This window comes from Rhodopseudomonas sp. AAP120, assembly GCF_001295845.1.
GTDB lineage: Bacteria > Pseudomonadota > Alphaproteobacteria > Rhizobiales > Xanthobacteraceae > Rhodopseudomonas.
The window spans coordinates 1-21,294 of record NZ_LJIC01000022.1; the positions used below are offsets into that span (position 1 = coordinate 1).

A 21,294-nucleotide genomic window follows, 5' to 3' on the forward strand; every position below is an offset into this window, starting at 1 on the left:
CGCCGCTGGTGCCCGCCGCCCAGCAGGACGCGCCGGCTCCGGCGCCTGCCGCAGCCGCGCCCGCCGCCGAGGCCGCCAAGCCGGCGCCGAAGCCGGCCGCCAAGGCAGCCAAGAAGACCAACGACCAGGAGGCCGCCCCGGCCGAAGGCGACCGCATCGCCAACCAGTCGATCCGCGTCAACGTCGACACGCTCGAACACCTGATGACGATGGTGTCCGAGCTGGTGCTGACCCGCAATCAGCTGCTCGAGATCAGCCGTCGCCACGAGGACACCGAGTTCAAGGTGCCGCTGCAACGGCTGTCGACCGTCACGGCCGAGTTGCAGGACGGCGTGATGAAGACCCGGATGCAGCCGATCGGCAACGCCTGGCAGAAGCTGCCGCGGATCGTGCGCGATCTCGCCTCCGAACTCGGCAAGCACATCGAACTCGAGATGCACGGCGCCGACACCGAGCTCGACCGCCAGGTGCTCGACCTGATCAAGGACCCGCTCACCCACATGGTGCGCAATTCCGCCGATCACGGGCTGGAGCGTCCGGATGAGCGGGTGCGCAACGGCAAGCCCGAGCAGGGCACCATTCGTCTCTCCGCCTATCACGAGGGCGGCCATATCGTGATCTGCATCGCCGACAACGGCCGCGGTCTCAACACCGAGAAGATCAAGGCCAAGGCGATCGCCAACGGCCTGGTCAGCGAAGCCGACGTCGAGCGGATGACCGAGGCGCAGATCCACAAATTCATCTTCGCGCCGGGTTTCTCCACCGCGGCCGAAGTCACGAGCGTGTCCGGCCGCGGCGTCGGCATGGATGTGGTGCGCACCAATATCGACCAGATCGGCGGCACCATCGAGATCAAGTCGGTGGCCGGCGAGGGCTCCAGCGTCACCATCAAGATCCCGCTGACGCTGGCGATCGTCTCGGCGCTGATCGTCGAGGCCGGCGGCGACCGCTTCGCGATTCCGCAGCTCGCGGTGGTGGAGCTGGTCCGCGCGCGGGCCAATTCCGAGCACCGCATCGAACGCATCAAGGATACCCCGGTGCTGCGGCTGCGCGACAAGCTGCTGCCGCTGATGCACCTCAAGAAGCTGCTGCACATCGACGACGGCACCGGCTCGACCGAGCCGGAAAACGGCTTCATCGTGGTCACGCAGGTCGGCAGCCAGACCTTCGGTATCGTCGTCGACGCGGTGTTCCACACCGAGGAAATCGTCGTCAAACCGATGTCGACCAAGCTGCGTCACATCGGCATGTTCTCCGGCAACACCATCCTGGGTGACGGCGCGGTGATCATGATCGTCGACCCCAACGGCATCGCGCAGGCGCTCGGCACCTCGGTGTCGGCTCAGCACGATCTGTCCGAGCAGAGCGCCGCGACGCGCGCGGCGTCCACCGAACAGCTGACTTCGCTGTTGGTGTTCCGCTCGGGCTCGCCGCAGCCGAAGGCGGTGCCGCTGTCGCTGGTCACCCGCCTCGAAGAGATCGCCGCCGACAAGATCGAAACGTCGAACGGCCGCTACATGGTGCAGTATCGCGATCAGCTGATGCCGCTGGTGCTGATGGAGGGCGTTGCCGTCGCCACCACCGGCGTGCAGCCGATCCTGGTGTTCGCCGACGAAGACCGCAGCATGGGGCTCGTCGTCGACGAGATCGTCGACATCGTCGAGGAGCATCTGCAGATCCAGGTCGGCTCCAGCCGCGAGGGCATCCTCGGCTCGGCCGTGATCAAGGGCCTTGCCACCGAAGTCATCGACGTCGCGCACTTCCTGCCGATGGCGTTCTCCGATTGGCTCGCCCGCAAGGAGATGAAGCAGTCGATCAGCACCCGCTCAGTGCTGCTGGTCGACGACTCCGCCTTCTTCCGCAACATGCTCGGGCCGGTGCTGAAGGCCGCCGGCTACAAGGTGCGGGTCGCGACTTCGGCGGTCGAAGGCCTGTCGGTGCTGCGTACCGGCGCTCAGTTCGACGTGATCCTGACCGACATCGAGATGCCGGAAATGAACGGCTTCGAATTCGCCGAGGCGATCCGCGCCGACGCCAAGCTCGGCACGACGCCGGTGATCGCGCTGTCCTCGCTGGTGTCGCCGGCGGCGATCGAGCGCGGCCGTCAGGCCGGTCTCTCCGACTACGTGGCCAAGTTCGACCGCCCGGGCCTGATCGCAGCGCTCAAGGAGCAGACCATCGGCCATGACCGGGCCGAGCTGCAGCAGCAGGCGGCATGACGAAGGACCAGGAAGGACACCAGACGATGAGCCGGCAAGTCGACGCCATCAGCGGCAACACCACCCAATACGCCACGGCGATGATCGGCGGGCAGCTGTTCGGGCTGCCGATCTCGCGCGTGCAGGACGTGTTCATGCCGGAGCGACTGACGCGGGTGCCGCTGGCGCCCGACGACGTCGCCGGCGTGCTCAATCTGCGCGGCCGCATCGTCACCGCGATCGACATGCGGGCCCGGCTCGGCCTGCCGAAGAACGACAGCGGCAAGCCGCCGATGGCGATGGGCGTCGACCTGCGTGGTGAATCCTACGGCCTGCTGATCGACACGATCGGCGAGGTGCTGACGCTTCCGGACGAAGGTCGCGAGGTCAATCCGGTCAATCTCGATCCGCGGATGGCTTCCTTCGCCAACGGCGTGCACCGTCTCGACGGCCAACTGATGGTCGTGCTCGACGTCGACAAGGTTCTCGAAATCGCAAACGCGCGGATGGCCGCGTAATCGGAACGTACCGGCGACAACAATCGTCCGTTCGTTCGGGCGCTGACTGACAGAGGCAGACAATGAAGACATGTTTGGTGGTCGACGACTCGAGCGTGATCCGAAAGGTCGCACGGCGCATCCTCGAAGGACTCGAATTCGAGATCGTCGAGGCCGAGGACGGTGAGAAGGCGCTCGAGGCTTGCAAGCACGGGCTGCCCGACGCGGTGCTGCTCGATTGGAACATGCCGGTGATGGACGGCTACGAATTCCTGCGCAATCTGCGCCGGATGCCGGGTGGGGACGCGCCGAAGGTGGTGTTCTGCACCACCGAGAACGACGTCGCCCACATCGCGCGCGCGCTTCACGCCGGCGCCAACGAGTACATCATGAAGCCGTTCGACAAGGACATCGTGACGGCGAAGTTTCAGGAAGTCGGCCTGATCTGAGCTGATCCGCCGAAAGGCGATCGACGCCGCGTCGTCCGACGCGGTGGGGCATGTGCGTTGCGTCGGTGAGTGATGAGTGTAGCATTGGCAGGCAGTCCCGCCGCAAGTTCGACGCAGTACGAACCTCTGCGCGTCATGATCGTCGACGATTCCGTCGTGATCCGCGGGCTGATCTCGCGCTGGATCGAAGCGGAGCCCGACATGACCGTCGCGGCCTCGCTGCGCACCGGGCTCGATGCCGTCAACCAGCTCGACCGCGTCCGTCCCGACGTCGCGGTGCTCGATATCGAGATGCCGGAACTCGACGGCATCTCGGCGTTGCCGAAACTGCTCGCCAAGAAGCGCGACCTGATCATCATCATGGCGTCGACGCTGACCCGCCGCAACGCGGAGATCAGCTTCAAGGCCCTGTCGCTCGGCGCCGCCGATTACATCCCCAAGCCGGAGTCGACCCGCGAGCCGCAGGCGGCCGACATCTTTAAGCACGACCTGCTGCAGAAGATCCGCAATCTCGGCGGCAAGGTGCGCCGCAGGGCGACGGGACTGGCCCCGGCCACCGCGCCGACGCCCGCAACGCTGGTGCCGGCGGCGGCCCCGGCGGCCCTCCGCGAACCGATTTCGCACGCCGCGCCGGCTCAGACCGTCGCCAGCCAGGCCGCGCTGGTGAAGCGCTCGTTCGGCCCGACCGCGCCGCGTGTGCTGCTGATCGGCTCCTCGACCGGCGGACCGCAGGCGCTGATGGCGCTGGTCGCCGACATCGGCCCGGTGATCGATCGCTATCCGGTGCTGATCACTCAGCACATGCCGCCGACCTTCACGACGATTCTCGCCGAGCATCTGATGCGCGCCTCGCGTCGCCCGGCGCATGAGGGCGTCGACGGCGAAGCGATCAAGCCCGGCCGCATCTATCTGGCGCCCGGCGGCCGCCACATGCGCGTCGTCAAGCAGGGCGGCAACCCGGTGATCGCGCTCGACGACGGCCCGCCGGTGAACTTCTGCAAGCCCGCGGTCGACCCGCTGTTCACCTCGGCGATCGACGTCTGGCAGGGCGGGATTCTCGCGGTGGTGCTGACCGGCATGGGCTCCGACGGCATGCGCGGCGGCAAGGAGATCGTCGCCGCCGGCGGCAGCGTCATCGCCCAGGACGAGGCGAGCAGCGTCGTCTGGGGCATGCCCGGCGCCGCCGCCAATGCGGGCATCTGCGCCGCGGTGCTGCCGCTTAATCAAATCGGGCCGAAGCTGAATCGGCTGTTTTCGGGAGATCGTTCGTGACGCCTGTCGATTTCGACTATCTGCGCAAGGCGCTCAAGGAACGCTCCGGCCTCGATCTATCGACCGACAAGCAATATCTGGTGGAGAGCCGGCTGCTGCCGCTGGCGCGCCGGCTCGGGCTCGACGGCATCGGCGATCTCGTCACCAAGATGAAGAACGGGGCCGACAAGGTCACCGCCGACGTCGTCGAGGCGATGACCACCAACGAGACCTTCTTCTTCCGCGACAAGCTGCCGTTCGATCATCTGCGCGAGGAGATTCTGCCGGCGCTGCTGGAGGCGCGGGCCGGCAAACGCAGCCTGCGGATCTGGTGCGCGGCGTCGTCGACCGGCCAGGAGCCGTATTCGATCGCGATGTGCCTCAAGGAGCTCGGCCCGGCGGTCGCCGGCTGGCGCTTCGAGATCGTCGCCACCGACCTGTCGCAAGCCGTGCTGGAGAAATCCAGGTCCGGCCTGTTCAGCCAGTTCGAAGTGCAGCGCGGGCTGCCGATCCAACTGCTGGTGAAGTACTTCAAGCAGATCGGCGATCTCTGGGAAATCAGCCCCGAATTGCGGTCGATGATCCAGCACCGCCAGTTCAACCTGCTGCAGGACTACTCGCAGCTCGGGATGTTCGACGTGATCTTCTGCCGCAACGTGCTGATCTATTTCGACCAGCCGACCAAGGTGTCGATCCTCGAGCGCCTGGCCAAGCGGCTCGAACCCGACGGCTACCTCGCCCTCGGCGCCGCCGAAACCGTGGTCGGCCTGACAGACACGTTCAAGCCGCATCCGACACGGCGCGGCATTTACTTGCCCAACGCGATGACCAAGTCGCCCTCGATCGTGCCGGCGGCGAAGCCGCTCGGGCAGTTCGCCGGGCTGCGGGCGGGTTGATCCGGCCTCGTTAGCCGACGTCTTCGTGTTCGACGGAACGCCGGGTGTGCCCCCTCTTCTGGCTTCCGGGTTCGCGCGCAAGAGCGCGCGCCCCGGAATGACGCTGCGGGGAGGGCCGCGGGCGGTTTCCGCAGCATCGGTTCTGCCGGCCAACCCCAAGCACTGTCATTCCGGGGCGCGCGCCTTTCGCGCGCGAACCCGGAATCTCGCAGTTTTGGAGACAGCGCGGTACAAACAAAAACCCCGCCATTTGCGGCGGGGCTGGAGGCTCTCGGGTGAGCGCCGGACGGGCGCTCTGGCAGAAAACGAACCGGCTCAGGCCGGGATGCGGACGTCGTCCTCGGACGGTTCGCGCAGCACGTAGCCGCGGCCCCACACCGTTTCGATGAAGTTGCGGCCGTCGGACGCGTTGGCGAGCTTCTTGCGCAGCTTGCAGATGAAGACGTCGATGATCTTCAGTTCGGGCTCGTCCATGCCGCCGTAGAGGTGGTTCAGGAACATTTCCTTGGTCAGCGTCGTGCCCTTGCGCAAGCTGAGCAGCTCCAGCATCTGATATTCCTTGCCGGTCAGATGCACGCGCTGGCCGCCGACTTCGACGGTCTTGGTGTCGAGATTGACGACGAGGTCGCCGGTCTGGATCACCGACTGGGCATGGCCCTTGGACCGCCGCACGATCGCATGGATGCGGGCGACCAGCTCGTCCTTGTGGAACGGCTTGGTCATGTAGTCGTCGGCGCCGACGCCGAGACCCTTCACCTTGTCCTCGATGCCGGCGAGGCCGGACAGGATCAGGATCGGGGTTTTGATCTTGGAGACGCGCAGCTGCTTGAGAACGTCATAACCGGACATGTCCGGCAGGTTCAGATCGAGCAGGATGATGTCGTAGTCGTACAACTTGCCGAGGTCGACGCCTTCTTCACCGAGATCCGTCGTATAGACATTGAAACTCTCGGATTTGAGCATCAATTCGATCGACTGCGCAGTCGCGCTGTCGTCTTCAATCAGCAATACGCGCATGCCAGTCCCCTTATAGCGCCGCTCCGGGCGTCAGGCGTCCGCACTACCTGCGGCACTGGAAACGCCTCTGAACAACTGATTCGGATCCTGACGAGGTATGGTTAACAAATCCTGATTCTGGTCCGCAAGCTCTGTTCGTGCAATTTTTGCAGAATCGACGTAAGATGTTGCGCAGAAGCAGCTTTTTGTTACCCGGCCTCTTCAAGTTTCACATTAAGAGTCAGTTTCAACCGACTCCCGCGACTCGCACCTTCGTTCTGATGGGCAAGCGCGTTCAGCCACCAAAGACAGTGACGCAATGATTAACGATGCGGGTAAACACGAAGTTAAGGTGACAGCGCCGCCCCCGACAAACTTAAGGGTTTCGCAATGAAGGCCCTGGCGGAACAGATCGGCGATATCGACGGCGTCAACATTTATGGCCGGGTGGTGGGCGTTCGCGGCCTGATGGTCGAGATCGCGGGTCCGATTCACGCGATGTCCGTTGGGGCGCGGATCGTTGTGGAAACTGGGGGAAGTCGCACCATTCCGTGCGAGGTGATCGGTTTCACCGGGAACAACGCGATGGTGATGCCGTTCGCCGGACTCGAAGGCGTGCGCCGCGGTTGCCGCGCAGTGATCGCCAACGCGGCCGCGCAGGTGCGGCCTTGCCAAGCCTGGCTTGGCCGCGTCGTTAACGCTTTGGGCGAACCGATCGACGGCAAGGGGCCGCTGCCGCAGGGGCCGTCGCCGATGCCGTTCCGCAATTCGCCGCCGCCGGCGCATTCGCGCAAGCGGGTCGGCGCGCCGCTCGATCTCGGCGTTCGCGCGCTCAACACCTTTCTCACCTGCTGCCGCGGCCAGCGCATGGGCATCTTCGCCGGTTCCGGCGTCGGCAAATCGGTGCTGCTGTCGATGCTGGCGCGGAACGTCGACGCCGCCGTCTCGGTGATCGGGCTGATCGGCGAACGTGGCCGCGAGGTCCAGGAGTTCCTGCAGGACGATCTCGGCGAGGAGGGCCTTGCCCGCTCGGTGGTGGTGATCGCGACCTCGGACGAGCCGGCGCTGATGCGCCGCCAGGCGGCCTATCTGACGCTGTCGATCGCCGAGTACTTTCGCGACGAAGGCAAGGACGTGCTGTGCCTGATGGATTCCGTCACGCGCTTCGCCATGGCGCAGCGCGAGATCGGGCTGTCCGCCGGCGAACCGCCGACCGCCAAGGGCTATACGCCGACCGTATTTACCGAGCTGCCGAAGCTGCTGGAGCGTGCCGGCCCCGGCATGGGCGAGGGCACCATCAGCGGGATCTTCACGGTGCTGGTCGACGGTGACGACCACAACGAACCGGTCGCCGACGCCGTCCGCGGCATTCTCGACGGCCATATCGTCATGCAGCGCTCCATCGCGGAACGCGGACGTTATCCCGCCATCAACGTGCTCAAATCGGTGTCCCGCACGATGCCGCGCTCGTGCGATCCGGCCTATCTGCCGGTGATCAAGCGGGCCCGGCAGGTGATGGCGACCTACGCCGACATGGAGGAACTGATCCGGCTCGGCGCCTATCGGCCCGGCTCCAGCGTCGAAGTCGACGAGGCGGTGCGGCTGCACGAGCCGCTGGAGGAGTTCCTGCGCCAGGGCAAGGACGAGGCGACCAGCCTTGCGACAGGTTATGCCCAGCTCGACCAGATCCTGAACTCCGTGGAAACGGAACGCTAACTTTGTCACGTCATCATGCTTGGCACGTCAATCGTTTTGCCGGTTGGCCCCTCGCGGGAGGCCGGTGATGTCCCGCGTTGAATCGGGACTTCTGGGGAGTACGAGTCGATGAAGTCACGTGACACGCTGATCCGCTTGAAGAAGTTTCAGGTCGACGAACGGCGCAGGCGAGTGGCCCAGATCGAGGGAATGATCGCGGATTTCCAGCGTATGTCGGTGGACCTCGAGCGCGAAATCCAGACCGAACAGGAACGCGCCGGCATCAGCGATCCCACGCACTTCGCCTATCCCACCTACGCCAAGGCCGCGATCCAGCGCCGCGAGAATCTGACCCGCTCGGCCGACGAGTTGCGCGTGCAGCTCGAAGATGCCCGCGCGCAGCTGTCCGAGGCCTATGACGAGTTGAAGAAGGTCGAGCTGCTCGACGAGCGCGATCAGGCGCGCGAGCGCGCCGAGGAGAGCGCGCGCGAGCAGGCCGATCTCGACAGCATTGGCCTGATGCGCTCCCGTCTCGGCGCGATCGCCTGAACGGACGTCGCCGCGATATCGCAAAGCCCGGGTCACGCCCGGGCTTTTTGTTTGGAGTATCCACAATCGCCGCGGTGGTGCCGTGGCGGAACGCGCGGGCGCGGGATATGCTGAAGCGTGGCCGAGCCGATCGGCCGAACGGACCGGAGCGGCGCGAGCGCCGGGGTGGGGACTGAATGCTGACGTCGGCTGAGTTGGTCTGGCTGATCGCCGCTGTGGCCAAGGGGGACCAGGCGGCCTTCGAGCGGCTTTACAACGCCACGCGCGCGAAACTCTACGGCGTCGTTCTGCGTATCTTGCGCCGTCAGGATCTCGCGGAAGAGGTCGTCCAGGAAGCTTACGTCAAGATCTGGAACAGCGCAGGAACGTTCAATCCCGGCGTTGCTTCTCCGATCACCTGGATGGCGTCGATCGCGCGTAACCGGGCGATCGACGTCGCGCGCAAGCGTAGCGAAGTCTCGATCGAGGACGAGCCGTCCGCGCAGGAGGCCGCCGCCGATTCGCCGGACCCGCTGGCCCGCCGTGAGATGACAGAGGAATTGAAGCGACTGCTCGAATGCGTCGGCCGGCTGGAGCCGGACCGCCAGAAACTCGTGCTGCTCGCTTACTACAACGGTTGGAGCCGCGAACAGCTCGCGGCGAAGTTCGACGCGCCGGTGAACACGGTCAAGACCTGGCTTCGCCGTAGCATGCTCGACATTCGGGAGTGTTTGGGACTCGTCTGATGGCCATGAGCGAAGACCATATCGCGCTCGCCGCGGAATATGCGCTCGGCACGCTGGATGCCGACGAGCGGGCGCAGGTCGAGGCCATGATGGCCGCCGACAAGGACTACGCGGCTGTCGTCGAATCCTGGCAGATCAGGCTCAGCGCGCTCAACCAGATGGTCGGCGGCGTCGAGCCGTCGCCGGAAGTGTGGGAGCGGATCAAGGCGGCGATCATCGCGTCGGGCGATCAGCAGGCTTTCGCCCTGCCGGCTTCGGCGGCTGTTCCGGTGCCGCCGTTCGACACGGTGATCGTCCCGCCGCGGCCCGCCAACGACACCGGCTCCGGCCTCAGTCCGGAATCGATGCGCGTCGTCCGTTTCGCCAAGCAGACCTATGTGTGGAAGCGCGTGGCGGGTGCCACCGGTGCGATCGCGGCCGGGCTGCTGCTGGTGCTCGGCGCACAGCTTTATCAGCCCGATCTGCTGCCGAATGCGCTGCGGCCGCCGGTCCGCACCCAGATCGTCAAGGTCGAGACGCCCGCGCCGGCGATGCCGGCGCAATACGTCGCGGTGTTGCAGCAGGGCGGCGACTCGCCAGCCTTCATCCTCACCGTCGACCCCGCCAACAAGATGTTCATGGTCCGCCGCGTCGCGGCGACCCCGGAGCCCGGCAAGAGCTATGAACTCTGGCTGGTGTCCGACAAGCTGCAGAAGCCGCGTTCGCTCGGCGTCATCGGCACGCACGACTTCACGCTCAATCCGTCGATGGCGTCCTACGATCCGGACATGGTGAACAAGGCGACCTACGCGGTAACGGTCGAGCCCGAAGGCGGCTCACCCACCGGCGTCGCGACCGGCCCGATCGTGTATTCCGGCAAGCTGGTCGAAACCATGCCGCCGATGCCCGTGCCGCCGAAGCAGTAAGCCGCGCTCGTCGTCCCGAGGAGCTAAGCGAAGAGGCGATCCGCTTCGTGCGACGGGCTGAATTGTTTCGCTCCGCGAGGACCCTCGGAGACCTGCAGTTCATCATTAGCCAGCGCGTATCAACCGCGCAAAAAGAAAGCGCCCGTGGGGAGCGGGCGCTTTCTGGGTGATCCACTTGGGGCGAGTGGATCACTGCATCACACGCGGACGACCTGGGGGCTTAACAAGCGCCACGTGAATGCAATCTCTGTCGGCCTATCGACCTCGTCAGCGAATGGCGGTGTTGTTCGTCGTCGAAAGCATCACAGGCTTGTCGGCCTTGATCACCCGCGCCGTCTGCGTATAGCCGTCGCTCGCGCCGAGGCGCGCCGTGATACCAAGTCCGGCCACAGCGATCCCTGCGACCAGTGCGACAGCCACGACCTTGAGATGGGTCGAGCGATCGGCGCTATAGATCGAGTGGTTCATGGTGAGCCTCCTGGTGTCTTTCTCCACCTTCGAGATTTGGTAGTCGCGATCTCGAAGCAGGTTCAAACAACTCGCCGAACAAACGTAGTCCATCGCTTTCCCGTTCCCAATATCCGATCACAAGGCGGTGATAAGACTTGAAGCGCCGCGAGGGTGCGACTGCGAACAAATCTAAATATTAAGCTATTTCATAGGCTTGCCTGGTTTCTCAGGCCGGGAGGCAAGCCGCGGCCATTTACCCTTGCTCAACGGAATTGCGCTCGTCCCGCTTGTCTGTGACGAAAATATCGCACCGGCGAGTTGGCCTAGCGGCGCTGGTCGCTCGGGCCGAATCAAACGCTGCCGACGGTTTTCAGCCGTGCCCGCGGATGGATTTCGGCTTGCGACAGCACGGTTGTCTGCGCCCGGAAACGCTCGACCAGCGAGCGCACGAACGGCCGGATCGCCGCCGATGTCACCAGCACCGGCGCTTCGCCTTCGCGCGCCGCCTGCTCGAATTTGTCGCGCACGGCCGTCATGAACTCCGACAGCTTCGACGGCGCCATCGCCAGGCTGCGCTCGTCGCCCTGGCCGATGATCGATTCGGCGAAGGCCTGCTCCCACTTCGCCGACAGCGCGATCAACGGCAGGTAGCCGTTGTACGAGGTGTTCTGCGCGCAGATCTGCCGCGCCAGCCTGGCGCGCACGTGTTCGACTATGGTCGACGGATTGCGCGAGAAGGCGAGGGCGTCGGCGATGCCTTCGAGAATGGTCGATAGATCGCGAATCGAGATGCGCTCGGCGAGCAGCAATTGCAGCACGCGCTGGATGCCCGACACGGTGATCTGGCCCGGCACGATGTCCTTGACGAGCTCCGACTGCTCCGCCGGCAGATCCTTGAGCAGTTTCTGGGTCTCGCCGTAGGATAGCAGGTCCGACATGTTGCCCTTCAACAGCTCGGTCAGATGCGTCGACAGCACGGTGGCGGCATCGACCACCGTGTAGCCCTTCAGCGACGCCTCTTCCTTGAACGCGGCATCGACCCAGGTCGCAGGGAGACCAAACGTCGGCTCGGTGGTGTGGATGCCCGGCACGGTGACCTGCTCGCCGCCGGGGTCCATGACCATGAACTGGTTGGGCCAGATCCGGCCGGTGCCGGCGTCGACTTCCTTGATCTTGATGACGTAGGTGTTGGCCTCGAGCTGGACGTTGTCGAGGATACGCACCGCCGGCATCACGAAGCCCATCTCGATCGCGAGCGAACGGCGCAGCGCCTTGATCTGTTCGGTGAGGCGGTCGGTGCCGTCAGGGCCATTGACCAGCGGCAGCAGCGCGTAGCCGAGTTCGATCTTGAGGTCGTCGATCTTCAGCGCGGCGCTGATCGGCTCCTCGGCGGCTGCAGCAGCGGCCGCCGCCATCCCGGCCGGCGACTGCGCCGCCGCGACGTCGGCCGCCGCCTTGGTCTCCTTCTTGCGCCGGCTCGCCTTCACCGCCAGCCAGCCGGCGCCGCCACCGAGCGCCAGGAAGGGCAGCGTCGGAATTCCGGGCAGGGCCGCCAGCACCAGCATCACGCCGGCCGCCATGCCGAGCGCCTGCGGGTAGCCGGACAACTGGCCCATCAGCGCCTTGTCGGCAGAGCCGGAGATGCCGGCCTTCGACACCAGCAGGCCGGCGGCCGTCGAGACGATCAGCGCCGGCACCTGGGTGACGAGGCCGTCGCCGACGGTGAGCAGCGTGTAGGTGTGGCCGGCTTCGGCGAAGCTCAGCCCCTGCTGGGCGACGCCGATGATAATGCCGCCGATGACGTTGATGAACACCACCAGCAGGCCGGCGATGGCGTCGCCGCGGACGAATTTCGAGGCACCGTCCATGGCGCCGAAGAAGCCGCTCTCGTCCTCGAGCTCCTTGCGCCGCGTCTTCGCCGTGGCCTCGTCGATCAGGCCGGCCGAGAGGTCGGCGTCGATCGCCATCTGCTTGCCGGGCATCGAGTCCAATTGGAAGCGCGCCGCGACTTCGGCGATACGGCCCGAACCCTTGGTGATGACCACGAAGTTGACGATGATCAGGATCGTGAACACGATGATCCCGATCACGAAATTGCCGCCCATCACGAAATTGCCGAACGCCTCGATGACGTGGCCGGCAGCGGCGGTGCCCTCGTGGCCGTGCGACAGGATCAGCCGGGTCGAGGCCATGTTGAGCGACAGCCGCAGCATGGTCGAGATCAGCAGCACGGTCGGGAACGACGAGAATTCCAGCGGCGCCTGGATGAACAGCGCGGTCATCAGGATCAGGATCGACAGCGTGATCGAGATCGCCAGGAACAGATCGAGGACGATCGCCGGCAGCGGCAGGATCAGCACGACCAGGATGGTCAGCACGCCGAATGCGAGCGCGAGATCGCCGCGCTTCAGCATGGTCAAGATGTCTTTGAAACTGGGAAGACCGCCGCCGGTGCCCTGGCCGACCGTGGTGTCCGTCATGTCCGCCGCCTCTTTCCGCCGTCTCGGTCGCGTCCGTTCCAGAGTCGGGACGCCGCTCGTCGAGGCACCGCACTGGCGCCCGCGGCCGTGACACGGTGCGCGGCCGACGACACCATCACTGGGCAAATTTTGCCGGGTTTATGGTTAGGAAAGGGTTAACGAGGATTAACGGCCGCGCAGGGCAGGCCGCCGCCGGTGTCGCTTGACCCGCGGTGGCCATGCGGCAAACTTGTGGCGTGGAAACGCCTCGCAAGACGACCGGCCCAAGGCCGGCATTCGTGCTCGACTCCCGCCAGGCCTGGATCAGGCTGGCGCTCGCGCTTGTCATTGGCTCGATCGGCAGCGTCGGGATGTGGTCGGTGGTGGTCGTGCTGCCGGTGGTGCAGGCTGAGTTCGGCGCCAGCCGCGGCACGGCGTCGCTGGCCTTCACCATGGCGATGCTCGGCTTCGGCCTCGGCGGCGTCGCCACCGGCAAGCTGACCGACCGGTTCGGCATCGTCGCGGCGATCGGCAGCGGCGTGCTGCTGATCGGGCTCGGCTATGCGGCCGCCGGGCTGTCGGCCGCGCAGTGGCAATTCAATCTGATGCACTTCGTCATCGGGGTCGGCGCCTCGGCGACGTTCGGGCCGCTGATGGCCGCGGTGTCGCACTGGTTCGAGCGCTATCGCGGCCTGGCGGTGACGATCTCCGCCTCGGGCAATTATCTCGGCGGCGCGCTGTGGCCGCCGCTGGTCAATTGGAGCACGCAGACCTACGGCTGGCGCGCCACGCATCTGGCGATCGGCGCGTTCTGCGTCGTCGCCATGACGCTGACGCTGATCGTGCTGCGCGCCCGGATGCGCGCCGCGGCGCCGCAAACGGCCGCGGCTGCTCCGGCGCCGCGCATCGACCTGCAGCTCGGCACCAACACGCTGACGGTGATCCTGTGCGTGGCCTCGATCGCCTGCTGCGTCGCGATGGCGATGCCGCAGGTCCACATCGTCGCTTATTGCGGCGACCTCGGCTATGGCGTCGCGCGCGGCGCCGAGATGCTGTCGCTGATGCTGGCGTTCGGCATCGTCAGCCGGATCGGCTCCGGCTATCTGGCCGACCGCATCGGCGGCATCCCGACGCTGCTGATCGGCGCGGTGGCACAGGGCGCTGCGCTGCTGTTCTATCTGTTCTTCGACAGCCTGCCGTCGCTCTACGTGATCTCGGCGATGTTCGGCCTGTTCCAGGGCGGCATCGTGCCGGCCTATGCGATCATCGTCCGCGAGGCGATGCCGGCGCGCGAAGCCGCCACCCGGGTCGGCCTGGTGATCCTGGCCTCGGTGGTCGGCATGTCGCTCGGCGGCTGGATCTCCGGGGTGATCTTCGACGCCACCGGCTCCTACGCCGCCGCCTTCCTCAACGGCATCGCCTGGAACGCCGTCAACGTCACCATCGTCACCGCCTTGTGGCTGCGCTCGCGGCGGCGTGGGGGCGGGGCGAGGGTGGCAGTGGCATAGGTGGCGGGCGCAAGCGCCCACAGCACCGTCCGCAGGGAGCATGCATGCGCGATCAGGATCTCGCCGGCTTTTATCGCGACTACATCGCCTGCCTCAATCGCCGCGCCTGGCCGGCGCTCGGCGGCTTCGTGGCCGACGAGGTGAGCCACAACGGCAACGAGCTGGGGCTCGCCGGCTATCGCGCCATGCTGGAGCAGAACGTTCGCGACATCCCCGACCTGCGCTTCGCCATCGAGCTGCTGGTCTGCGACGCCGAACGCATCGCCAGCCGGCTGTGGTTCGATTGCACCCCGACCGGCCGCTTTCTCGGCCTGCCCATCGACGGGCGGCGGGTCCGCTTCGCCGAGAACGTGTTTTACGAGATCCGCGATGGGAAGATCGCCGAGGTCTGGTCCGTCCTCGACAAGGCCGCGCTGGAAGCCCAGCTGGCGCCGAACGCCGGCCCCGCGCCGCGCTGACCGCGCCATTGTGCTAGGGTGGCGAGAGATCAGCGCGCACCCAGCTATGGATTGCCCGTGACCGCGCGGCATTGTATGGCCATCTGCCCCCTGCCGCTCCGGCGGCCCCGGCGGGGCCTGTAGCTCAATGGTTAGAGCCGGCCGCTCATAACGGTCTGGTTGCAGGTTCGAGTCCTGCCGGGCCCACCAATGATTTCAATGAAGTTTTTGGCAAAGAGGTCGTCAGCGCGGGTGTTTCTTAAGAAAAGATCTTGCTCGTGGCACGCGTCGGTTCTTTCAGCGACCCGCCAAGCGCATCCATTCCGATGTCGAGTTTGGTTCGCTCAAATATGATGCGGCCCCAACTCTCGCTGCGTTAGTAAGATGACCCGGGCGTCTGCAGATGGGACGCATCTCGTCTGCGTCTCGCGCTAGGCACCAATACTGAAGACTTTTGGAGCTCACATCTTTGTTGACGATCAGGAGAAGCACGTACTGAGGGCGGCAAACGCTGTCGTAGCTGGGCACGTTCCAGAACCTCACTCGCTACTGAGTGTAAAATCTTCTGTCGCATTGATCTGAGTTGGGCATTTTGTATATCGAAGTTTTACGAGCAGAACGGGTGGGGGTATGCAGGTTGGTATAGTCACGATTGACAAGCTGTTCGGCAAGGAGGTGCACTATGCCGTGCCACTCTACCAGCGGCCCTACGTTTGGAACGAGCATGACCAGTGGCGTCCACTCTGGGATGACCTCCAGCCTCTGGCTGAAATGGTGGCGGACGGCAAACAGAGTCGCGCCCACTTTATGGGGGCGTCGGTTCAAGAACCGATCCCGGTGCCAGCAGGGGCGACGGAAACGCGTAGGGTGATTGACGGACAGCAGCGTTTGACGACGCTACAAATGCTCCTGAAGGCATTTCGTGATGTCGCCTCGGCGCGCGGCCATGCGCCTCATGCGCAGGCGATTGATGGACTGCTGCGGAATAGCGATCCGTTGATCACCGATGCGCCCAAGCGGTTAAAACTGTGGCCGACCCGGACTGACCAGCAAGACTACCAACACGTGATGGATGTTGCCTCCCCCGACGAACTGAAGCAGGCGCTCGGAAGGCCGGGCGCATCCTATCCGCTTAAAAATCACAACATAGCTAATGCCTATCTGTTCTTTCACAAAGAGATCGACGCTTGGTTTGTGGCGGATGAGGCTGACATCGCCTCCCGCGTAAAGGGCCTCTATGGTGCGATCCGCGATCAGCTTCGGCTCGTGGTAATCGATCTCGATGATAAGGACGATGCCCAGGCCATCTTCGAGACGCTGAACGCGAGAGGCGCACCGCTGCTTTCCGCCGATCTCGTGAAGAACTCACTGCTGGGGCAACTGCCGCCGAATGACGCGGCTGAAGCGTACAGAAAATACTGGCAGAGTTTCGATAGTGACGGTGCGTTCTGGCGTGAGTTGATCGGTCGCGGTCACGCGCAGCGAGCCCGCATCGAGACTTTCCTCCAGCACGCCCTTACCCTGCTCATGGGCAAGATAGTCAGTGCCGGTCATCTCTACAACGCCTATCTAGAGTATTCCGAAACGCCTGCTGCCGGAACAGCGCTCGACATGCTCAAGCGGTTCAAGAGACTGGGCGATATCTATCGACGGCTCCTTGAGCCGCAAAGAGATGATCGGCTCGAACGTTTCTTCTACCGACTGCACACTCTAGACGTTGTGACTGCTTGGCCTTTCATTTTGGCGCTTTATGACCGACATGAAGAGCGTCCAGACGCTGTTCGTGAAGTCTTAATTGATCTCGAAACCTATCTCGTCCGACGCATGGTCTGCCGGCTCAGTACGAGGGGGTACGGCACGGTCTTTGCCGCATTGACCAACGTGGTCATCGCTGTGCAGGACGACGTTGTCGCCGCTGTGCGTACAGCACTTTTGAAGGGCGAAGCCGAAGTTGATCGGATGCCGAGCGACGTCGAGTTTGAGCATGCTTGGACCGCCTATCAGCTTTATGAGAACCTAACTCGACCGCGCATGCGGCTTCTACTGGAGGCCATGGAAGAAGCGCTCCGAACCGAATTTGCTGAAGAGACGGGGGCTCCGCGCAATCTGACCATCGAGCACGTTATGCCTCAGGGGTGGCGCGAGCACTGGCCTCTATCGGTTGACGGATCAGCGGAGCAGCGCGATCGCATTGTCCAAACCATTGGCAATCTCACGCTGCTCACGAAGAAGTTCAACCCATATCAATCCAACCGTCCTTGGATCGACGGGCAGAACCCCGAATGTGGCAAACGCGCAAATCTCGATGCACACACGGTGCTCGTGATGAACCGCGAACTTTGCCACTGCAACGAATGGATGGAAGCTGACATCAAGAACCGTGCGTCACGTTTATTCGAATTGGCCAAGGCGATCTGGCCGCAGCCCAACGCCTAGCAATGCTGATTGATGCCCACGTCTCTAAAGAGTGCCAGAAGACTGTATGGCCGAGGGGGCTCGTAGCGTCTTGGAGAAAGACAGGTACTTTGCGAGCTTCTTCGGCTAATGGTTTTTAATGGCGCAAACACGAGTTCTTACACATCATCCAACACGGCGATGGTTGATATATTTTAGATTTCAGGCTCGGCTTCACGTAGCGCGGTGATCCTGCAGGAGTACCTGCTCGGGCGCCACGCCTGGATGATTGTCCGGTAGCAGGTCTAGCGCCATGGCGGAAATCTTCGCCAGCAGTTCGTCCAGCGTCGGCGCATCAGCCGCGGCGGGGATCGCGTCGCAATGGCCGGTCCAGACCTGGGCCTCGGCGTCCCAGAGTGCGGAAATCGTAAAGATCACCGGTTTGCTCATGGGCACTCCATCGGTCGGATCCGCCGGCACTCGGCTCGACGGCTACAGCACGTCTAGCATAGCTGGCGCCGCGACGGGAGAGTGCAGGCAAGAGGCCGAGACCTCAACGGCCCGGCGCGGTTTCACGCCGCGAGCGCCGAGTATTAAGTCTATTATAAAGACTTTGGGATGTTTCGAGGCGGCAAAGCCGCTATAGTTGCGGCGTCTGGCGTATCGCGTCGGGCGGTCGCTGTGGTCGGATGCGCACGGCTAGGCGATCCGGTTCACCTGACGCGAGACACCACGCCCATGCGAAGCCAAGACCGTGATCGTAACCGTGTGCCGCTCTATCTGCAGGTCGCCTCGGTGATGCGGCAGCGGATCGAGAGTGGGCATTGGAGCGAGGGCGACAAGATCTCGACGATCGAGGAGCTCGAAGCGGAGTTCAAGGTCGCGCGGATCACGGTGCGGCAGGCGCTGGATCTGCTGCGCGACGATGGTCTGGTCGAATCCATCCGCGGCAAGGGGACGTTCATCTCCGGGCGTCCCAAGGAGAAGCATTGGTTCAATCTCGCCAACGATCTCGAGTCGGTCATCGAGTCGGTGCGGGACAACGTCATCAAGGTGGTAAGCATCGACGAGCAGGCGGCGCCGCCGCTGCTGCAGGCCGGCGAGGGCGTGCTGGCGCCGGACTATGTTCAGCTGCGCAGCGTGCAGTTCAGCCGGGGCGAGCCGTTCGCGGTCGCCAATCTGCGTTTGTCGCGCGAGATCTATGCGCGCGACCGCCGGACCTTCAACCGCAAGCCGGCGCTGCCGCGGATCATGGAGATGCCCGATGTCGACGTCGCGCATGCGCTGCAGACGGTGACGATCGGCGTCGCGGATCCGGAAACGGCCAGCCTGCTACGGGTTGGCGTCGGCGAGCCGACGGCGGATTGTCGCCTGGTGCTGCTGGATAGCGCCAACGTCGCGATCTACGTCGCGGAGTTTCATTATCAACGCAATTGCTTCGCGCTGCGCCGCGATCTGGTGCCGAAGCCCGTCAAGGCGCCGCGCAAGCTGGCGAAAGCGAGCTGACCGACGCGGCCGGCTTTCGCCGCGTGCAGATAAGGCTGCGCCGCGAGCTGGACGCAGCTCAAGACATCGAGCAAGCTCGCCGGCGCGGTCATTGGGACCAGACCTGTCTCCCGGTCCGCCACGGCCGGCACCGCGTAGTAAACCGGAATGCCGGACGTCACCGACGCGACGACGTCGAGCACGACGGTGGAGGGCTCGTTCGGGTTCATGCCAACCTCTCGATGCTGAGCGCTCTGCGGAGAACGCGTCGGTGCTCACAGCGAAATCTTAGCGAGCCGGCTCCGCCCGGCGAGCGCAAATTATCCGCAGCGCGTGCATGGATTTCGATCAGGGAACGAGGTGTCGAGCCGCGCGTCATCTGTTGGCGCGCGGCGCTGCTTCCGCCGCGATCAACTTGTCGACCATCCGCCGCATCTTCATCGGCGCGGCGTCGATGCCGAGGATGATGCGCTTGAAGTCCGGGGCGCGCTCTTCCTCGAGCTGGATGCGTTCGAGGATCACCTTGTCCTCGCGGAACGCAATGTCCAGGCTGGCGCTGAGATCGGCATCCATCTCGAATTCGTTGGTGTGGAAATTGCGGACATGGAACCAGTGCTGCAGCACGGTGCGCTGATCGACCGGCGTCAGCACGTGGCAGGTGTACATCTGGGTGCCTTCGGACCGACGCTCCATGTCCGGGATGCTGCCGGTCGGGCACGAGCCCATGTCGATCTTGAAGTAGCTCGGCGTGCTGTAATTATAGTAGTGCCAGCGATCGACCATGCCGGTCAGCCCGCCGAATTTGGCGAACACGCCGATCGGCGCCGCGTTGCGGATCCAGCGCCAGACGCAGATCTCGTTGCCGTGATACTCGTTGTTGACCGGCACGCTCGCGCCGGCCGGCGTGCCGAGCGTGGTGGCGTGGACGAAGGTCACATGCGCCGGGTCGAGCAGATTGTCGCACAGGCTGAGATAATTGCACTCGATCCGCAGCGTATCGCCCTGCACCGCGTGCCAGGCGGGGTCGTCGTATTGTTCGATGTGGAAGATCTTGCTCGGATCGGCGTTGCGGGCGTCGCCCATATACAGCCAGACCAGCCCGTACTTCACCTGCACCGGATAGGCCCGCACCAGCGCGCGGCCGGGGATGATGTCCTGCCCCGGGATCAGCACGCATTTGCCGGCGCAGTCGAACGTCATGCCGTGATAGCCGCATTCGATATCGTCGCCCTTCAGCCGGCCGAGCGACAGCGGGGCGAGCCGGTGCGGGCAGGCGTCCTGCAGCGCCGCGATGCCGCCGTCCTGCAGCCGATAGATCACGATCGGCTCTTCCAGCACGGTGTGGCGCGTCAGCTCGCGGCCGACGCGATCGGCCCAGACCACCGGGTACCATGCCTCGCGGATGTAGCTCATGATGGGCTCCTGCGTGTTGGGTCTGCGGTCAGTGATAGTAAGCGCCACCGTCGACCACCAGCGTCTGGCCGGTGATGAAGGCGGCGTGCGGGCCGGCGAAGAAGCAGATCGCGCCGCCCAAATCGGTCGGCAGCATGTCGCGCTTCAGGGCGCGACCCCGCACCGAGAAGGCGGCGACCGCGCCGGCCAGTTCTGGATTGTTGTGCACGCCGTCGCTGAGCGTGAAGCCCGGCGCGACGCTGTTGACGGTGACGCCATGGTCGCCGAGCTCGGTGGCGAGCGTCCGCGTCATCGACACGATCGCGCCCTTGGTGGCGACGTAGTGCAGCATGCCGGGATTGCCCTTGAAGGCGACGCCAGAGGAGATGTTGATGATGCGGCCGGACTGCTGCGCCTTGAAGTGCGGCACCACCGCCTTGCAGCACAGGAACTGGCCGATCACGTTGACGTCGAGGATGCTGCGCCACTCGGCGACGGTGAGTTGCTCGAACGGCTTCGACGTCAGCGTCGAATAGATCGCCGCGTTGTTGAGCAGGATGTCGATGCGGCCGAAAGCGACGAGCGCGGCCTCCGCCATCGCGGCGGTGTCGGCTTCGCTGGACACGTCGGTGTCGGCGTGGGCGGCGCGATGCCCCTTGCTCCGCAGCTTTTCGGCCGCGGCGGACGCGTCCATCTTGTCGGCGACCAGAATCGCGGCGCCTTGCGCGGCGAGCGCCTCGCAGGCGGCAAAGCCGATCCCCATCGCGCCGCCCGTCACGATCGCCACGCTGCCGTCGAGATCCATTCGTGCGTCTCCTCGGTGATCTGCGTGCGGCACGCCGCCGCGGTCGCTAATACGTCCTATAAATAGCACAATAGATTTATAAGCGACAACGGCGTCACTGCGTCGATGTTGGGCAATGCCTGCCGGAATTATCGTCGCCCCGGCCGGTTGACTGCAAACATCCTAAAGTTAGGCTATTAGAGCAAAATGCGGCGTGGCTCCGC

At 64.6% G+C, this 21,294-nt stretch carries 21 protein-coding genes and 1 tRNA gene; 15 read left to right on the forward strand and 7 right to left on the reverse strand.

Annotated features, from left to right (window positions below; all coding sequences use genetic code 11):
- From IP86_RS04890 to IP86_RS04910, 5 genes are all read left to right on the forward strand, one after another.
- A partial coding sequence (locus IP86_RS04890) for a hybrid sensor histidine kinase/response regulator (RefSeq protein WP_054161399.1) occupies nt 1-2,219 on the forward strand: 2,219 nt, incomplete at its 5' end.
- A gap of 26 nt (nt 2,220-2,245) precedes the next feature.
- Entirely contained in the window at nt 2,246-2,716 is a 471-nt protein-coding gene (locus tag IP86_RS04895; RefSeq protein WP_197279631.1) for a chemotaxis protein CheW, read from the forward strand.
- 62 nt (nt 2,717-2,778) lie between these two features.
- The gene (locus IP86_RS04900; RefSeq protein WP_054161401.1) at nt 2,779-3,144 is read left to right on the forward strand and encodes a response regulator; all 366 of its coding nucleotides are present in this window, start codon (nt 2,779-2,781) and stop codon (nt 3,142-3,144) included.
- Nucleotides 3,145-3,216: 72 nt separating this feature from the next.
- On the forward strand, nt 3,217-4,416 hold the full coding sequence (locus tag IP86_RS04905; RefSeq protein WP_054161402.1) for a protein-glutamate methylesterase/protein-glutamine glutaminase: 1,200 nt from the start codon (nt 3,217-3,219) through the stop codon (nt 4,414-4,416).
- Nucleotides 4,413-5,291, forward strand: a complete 879-nt coding sequence (locus IP86_RS04910; RefSeq protein WP_054161403.1) for a CheR family methyltransferase — start codon at nt 4,413-4,415, stop codon at nt 5,289-5,291. Before IP86_RS04905 ends, IP86_RS04910 begins: the two co-directional genes overlap by 4 nt.
- Before the next feature lie 315 nt (nt 5,292-5,606).
- On the opposite strand, the gene ctrA is transcribed toward IP86_RS04910, so the two are convergent.
- The gene (gene ctrA / locus IP86_RS04915) at nt 5,607-6,308 is read right to left on the reverse strand and encodes a response regulator transcription factor CtrA (RefSeq protein WP_011157191.1); all 702 of its coding nucleotides are present in this window, start codon (nt 6,306-6,308) and stop codon (nt 5,607-5,609) included.
- Between the two features lie 369 nt (nt 6,309-6,677).
- Here ctrA and fliI point away from each other — a divergent pair, with 369 nt between their 5' ends.
- From fliI to IP86_RS04935, 4 genes are all read left to right on the forward strand, one after another.
- Nucleotides 6,678-8,003 (forward strand): flagellar protein export ATPase FliI, encoded by a 1,326-nt coding sequence (gene fliI / locus IP86_RS04920; RefSeq protein ID WP_054161404.1) that lies wholly within the window; start codon nt 6,678-6,680, stop codon nt 8,001-8,003.
- Between the two features lie 108 nt (nt 8,004-8,111).
- Nucleotides 8,112-8,531 carry a flagellar export protein FliJ gene (gene fliJ / locus IP86_RS04925; RefSeq protein WP_054161405.1) on the forward strand — a complete coding sequence of 140 codons (420 nt, stop codon included), beginning with the start codon at nt 8,112-8,114 and terminating at the stop codon, nt 8,529-8,531.
- Between the two features lie 176 nt (nt 8,532-8,707).
- Entirely contained in the window at nt 8,708-9,256 is a 549-nt protein-coding gene (locus IP86_RS04930) for a sigma-70 family RNA polymerase sigma factor (RefSeq protein ID WP_054161406.1), read from the forward strand.
- Entirely contained in the window at nt 9,256-10,161 is a 906-nt protein-coding gene (locus tag IP86_RS04935) for an anti-sigma factor (protein WP_054161407.1), read from the forward strand. Before IP86_RS04930 ends, IP86_RS04935 begins: the two co-directional genes overlap by 1 nt.
- 267 nt (nt 10,162-10,428) lie before the next feature.
- Here IP86_RS04935 and IP86_RS04940 read toward each other — a convergent pair whose 3' ends face one another.
- Both IP86_RS04940 and flhA read right to left on the reverse strand, forming a co-directional pair.
- The gene (locus IP86_RS04940) at nt 10,429-10,629 is read right to left on the reverse strand and encodes a hypothetical protein (RefSeq protein WP_054161408.1); all 201 of its coding nucleotides are present in this window, start codon (nt 10,627-10,629) and stop codon (nt 10,429-10,431) included.
- A gap of 332 nt (nt 10,630-10,961) precedes the next feature.
- The gene (gene flhA / locus IP86_RS04945) at nt 10,962-13,091 is read right to left on the reverse strand and encodes a flagellar biosynthesis protein FlhA (protein WP_054161409.1); all 2,130 of its coding nucleotides are present in this window, start codon (nt 13,089-13,091) and stop codon (nt 10,962-10,964) included.
- 236 nt (nt 13,092-13,327) lie between these two features.
- Between flhA and IP86_RS04950 the strand changes: the two genes are divergently transcribed.
- The 5 genes from IP86_RS04950 to IP86_RS04965 all read left to right on the forward strand — a co-directional run bounded on the left by IP86_RS04950 (nt 13,328) and on the right by IP86_RS04965 (nt 17,451).
- On the forward strand, nt 13,328-14,578 hold the full coding sequence (locus IP86_RS04950) for an MFS transporter (RefSeq protein ID WP_054161410.1): 1,251 nt from the start codon (nt 13,328-13,330) through the stop codon (nt 14,576-14,578).
- Between the two features lie 44 nt (nt 14,579-14,622).
- On the forward strand, nt 14,623-15,036 hold the full coding sequence (locus tag IP86_RS04955; RefSeq protein WP_054161411.1) for an ester cyclase: 414 nt from the start codon (nt 14,623-14,625) through the stop codon (nt 15,034-15,036).
- A gap of 113 nt (nt 15,037-15,149) precedes the next feature.
- A tRNA-Ile gene (locus tag IP86_RS04960) sits at nt 15,150-15,225 on the forward strand.
- A 234-nt stretch (nt 15,226-15,459) separates the two neighbouring features.
- Nucleotides 15,460-15,597, forward strand: coding sequence for a hypothetical protein (locus IP86_RS28545; RefSeq protein WP_283804768.1), 138 nt, complete (start codon nt 15,460-15,462; stop codon nt 15,595-15,597).
- Between the two features lie 48 nt (nt 15,598-15,645).
- Nucleotides 15,646-17,451 carry a DUF262 domain-containing protein gene (locus IP86_RS04965; RefSeq protein WP_054161412.1) on the forward strand — a complete coding sequence of 602 codons (1,806 nt, stop codon included), beginning with the start codon at nt 15,646-15,648 and terminating at the stop codon, nt 17,449-17,451.
- A gap of 192 nt (nt 17,452-17,643) precedes the next feature.
- Here IP86_RS04965 and IP86_RS04970 read toward each other — a convergent pair whose 3' ends face one another.
- Entirely contained in the window at nt 17,644-17,859 is a 216-nt protein-coding gene (locus IP86_RS04970; RefSeq protein WP_245290537.1) for a DUF1902 domain-containing protein, read from the reverse strand.
- A gap of 288 nt (nt 17,860-18,147) precedes the next feature.
- Between IP86_RS04970 and IP86_RS04975 the strand changes: the two genes are divergently transcribed.
- Nucleotides 18,148-18,915: a GntR family transcriptional regulator gene (locus tag IP86_RS04975; RefSeq protein ID WP_054161413.1), complete on the forward strand. Its 768-nt coding sequence runs from the start codon at nt 18,148-18,150 to the stop codon at nt 18,913-18,915.
- On the opposite strand, the gene IP86_RS29210 is transcribed toward IP86_RS04975, so the two are convergent.
- The 3 genes from IP86_RS29210 to IP86_RS04985 form a co-directional block, all read right to left on the reverse strand.
- The gene (locus IP86_RS29210; protein ID WP_156332404.1) at nt 18,834-19,124 is read right to left on the reverse strand and encodes a hypothetical protein; all 291 of its coding nucleotides are present in this window, start codon (nt 19,122-19,124) and stop codon (nt 18,834-18,836) included. The two genes, IP86_RS04975 and IP86_RS29210, sit on opposite strands and share 82 nt — an antisense overlap.
- 145 nt (nt 19,125-19,269) lie before the next feature.
- Nucleotides 19,270-20,307 (reverse strand): aromatic ring-hydroxylating dioxygenase subunit alpha, encoded by a 1,038-nt coding sequence (locus IP86_RS04980; protein ID WP_054161414.1) that lies wholly within the window; start codon nt 20,305-20,307, stop codon nt 19,270-19,272.
- Between the two features lie 28 nt (nt 20,308-20,335).
- Nucleotides 20,336-21,091 carry an SDR family NAD(P)-dependent oxidoreductase gene (locus tag IP86_RS04985; RefSeq protein WP_054161415.1) on the reverse strand — a complete coding sequence of 252 codons (756 nt, stop codon included), beginning with the start codon at nt 21,089-21,091 and terminating at the stop codon, nt 20,336-20,338.
- Between the last annotated feature and the right edge of the window lie 203 nt (nt 21,092-21,294).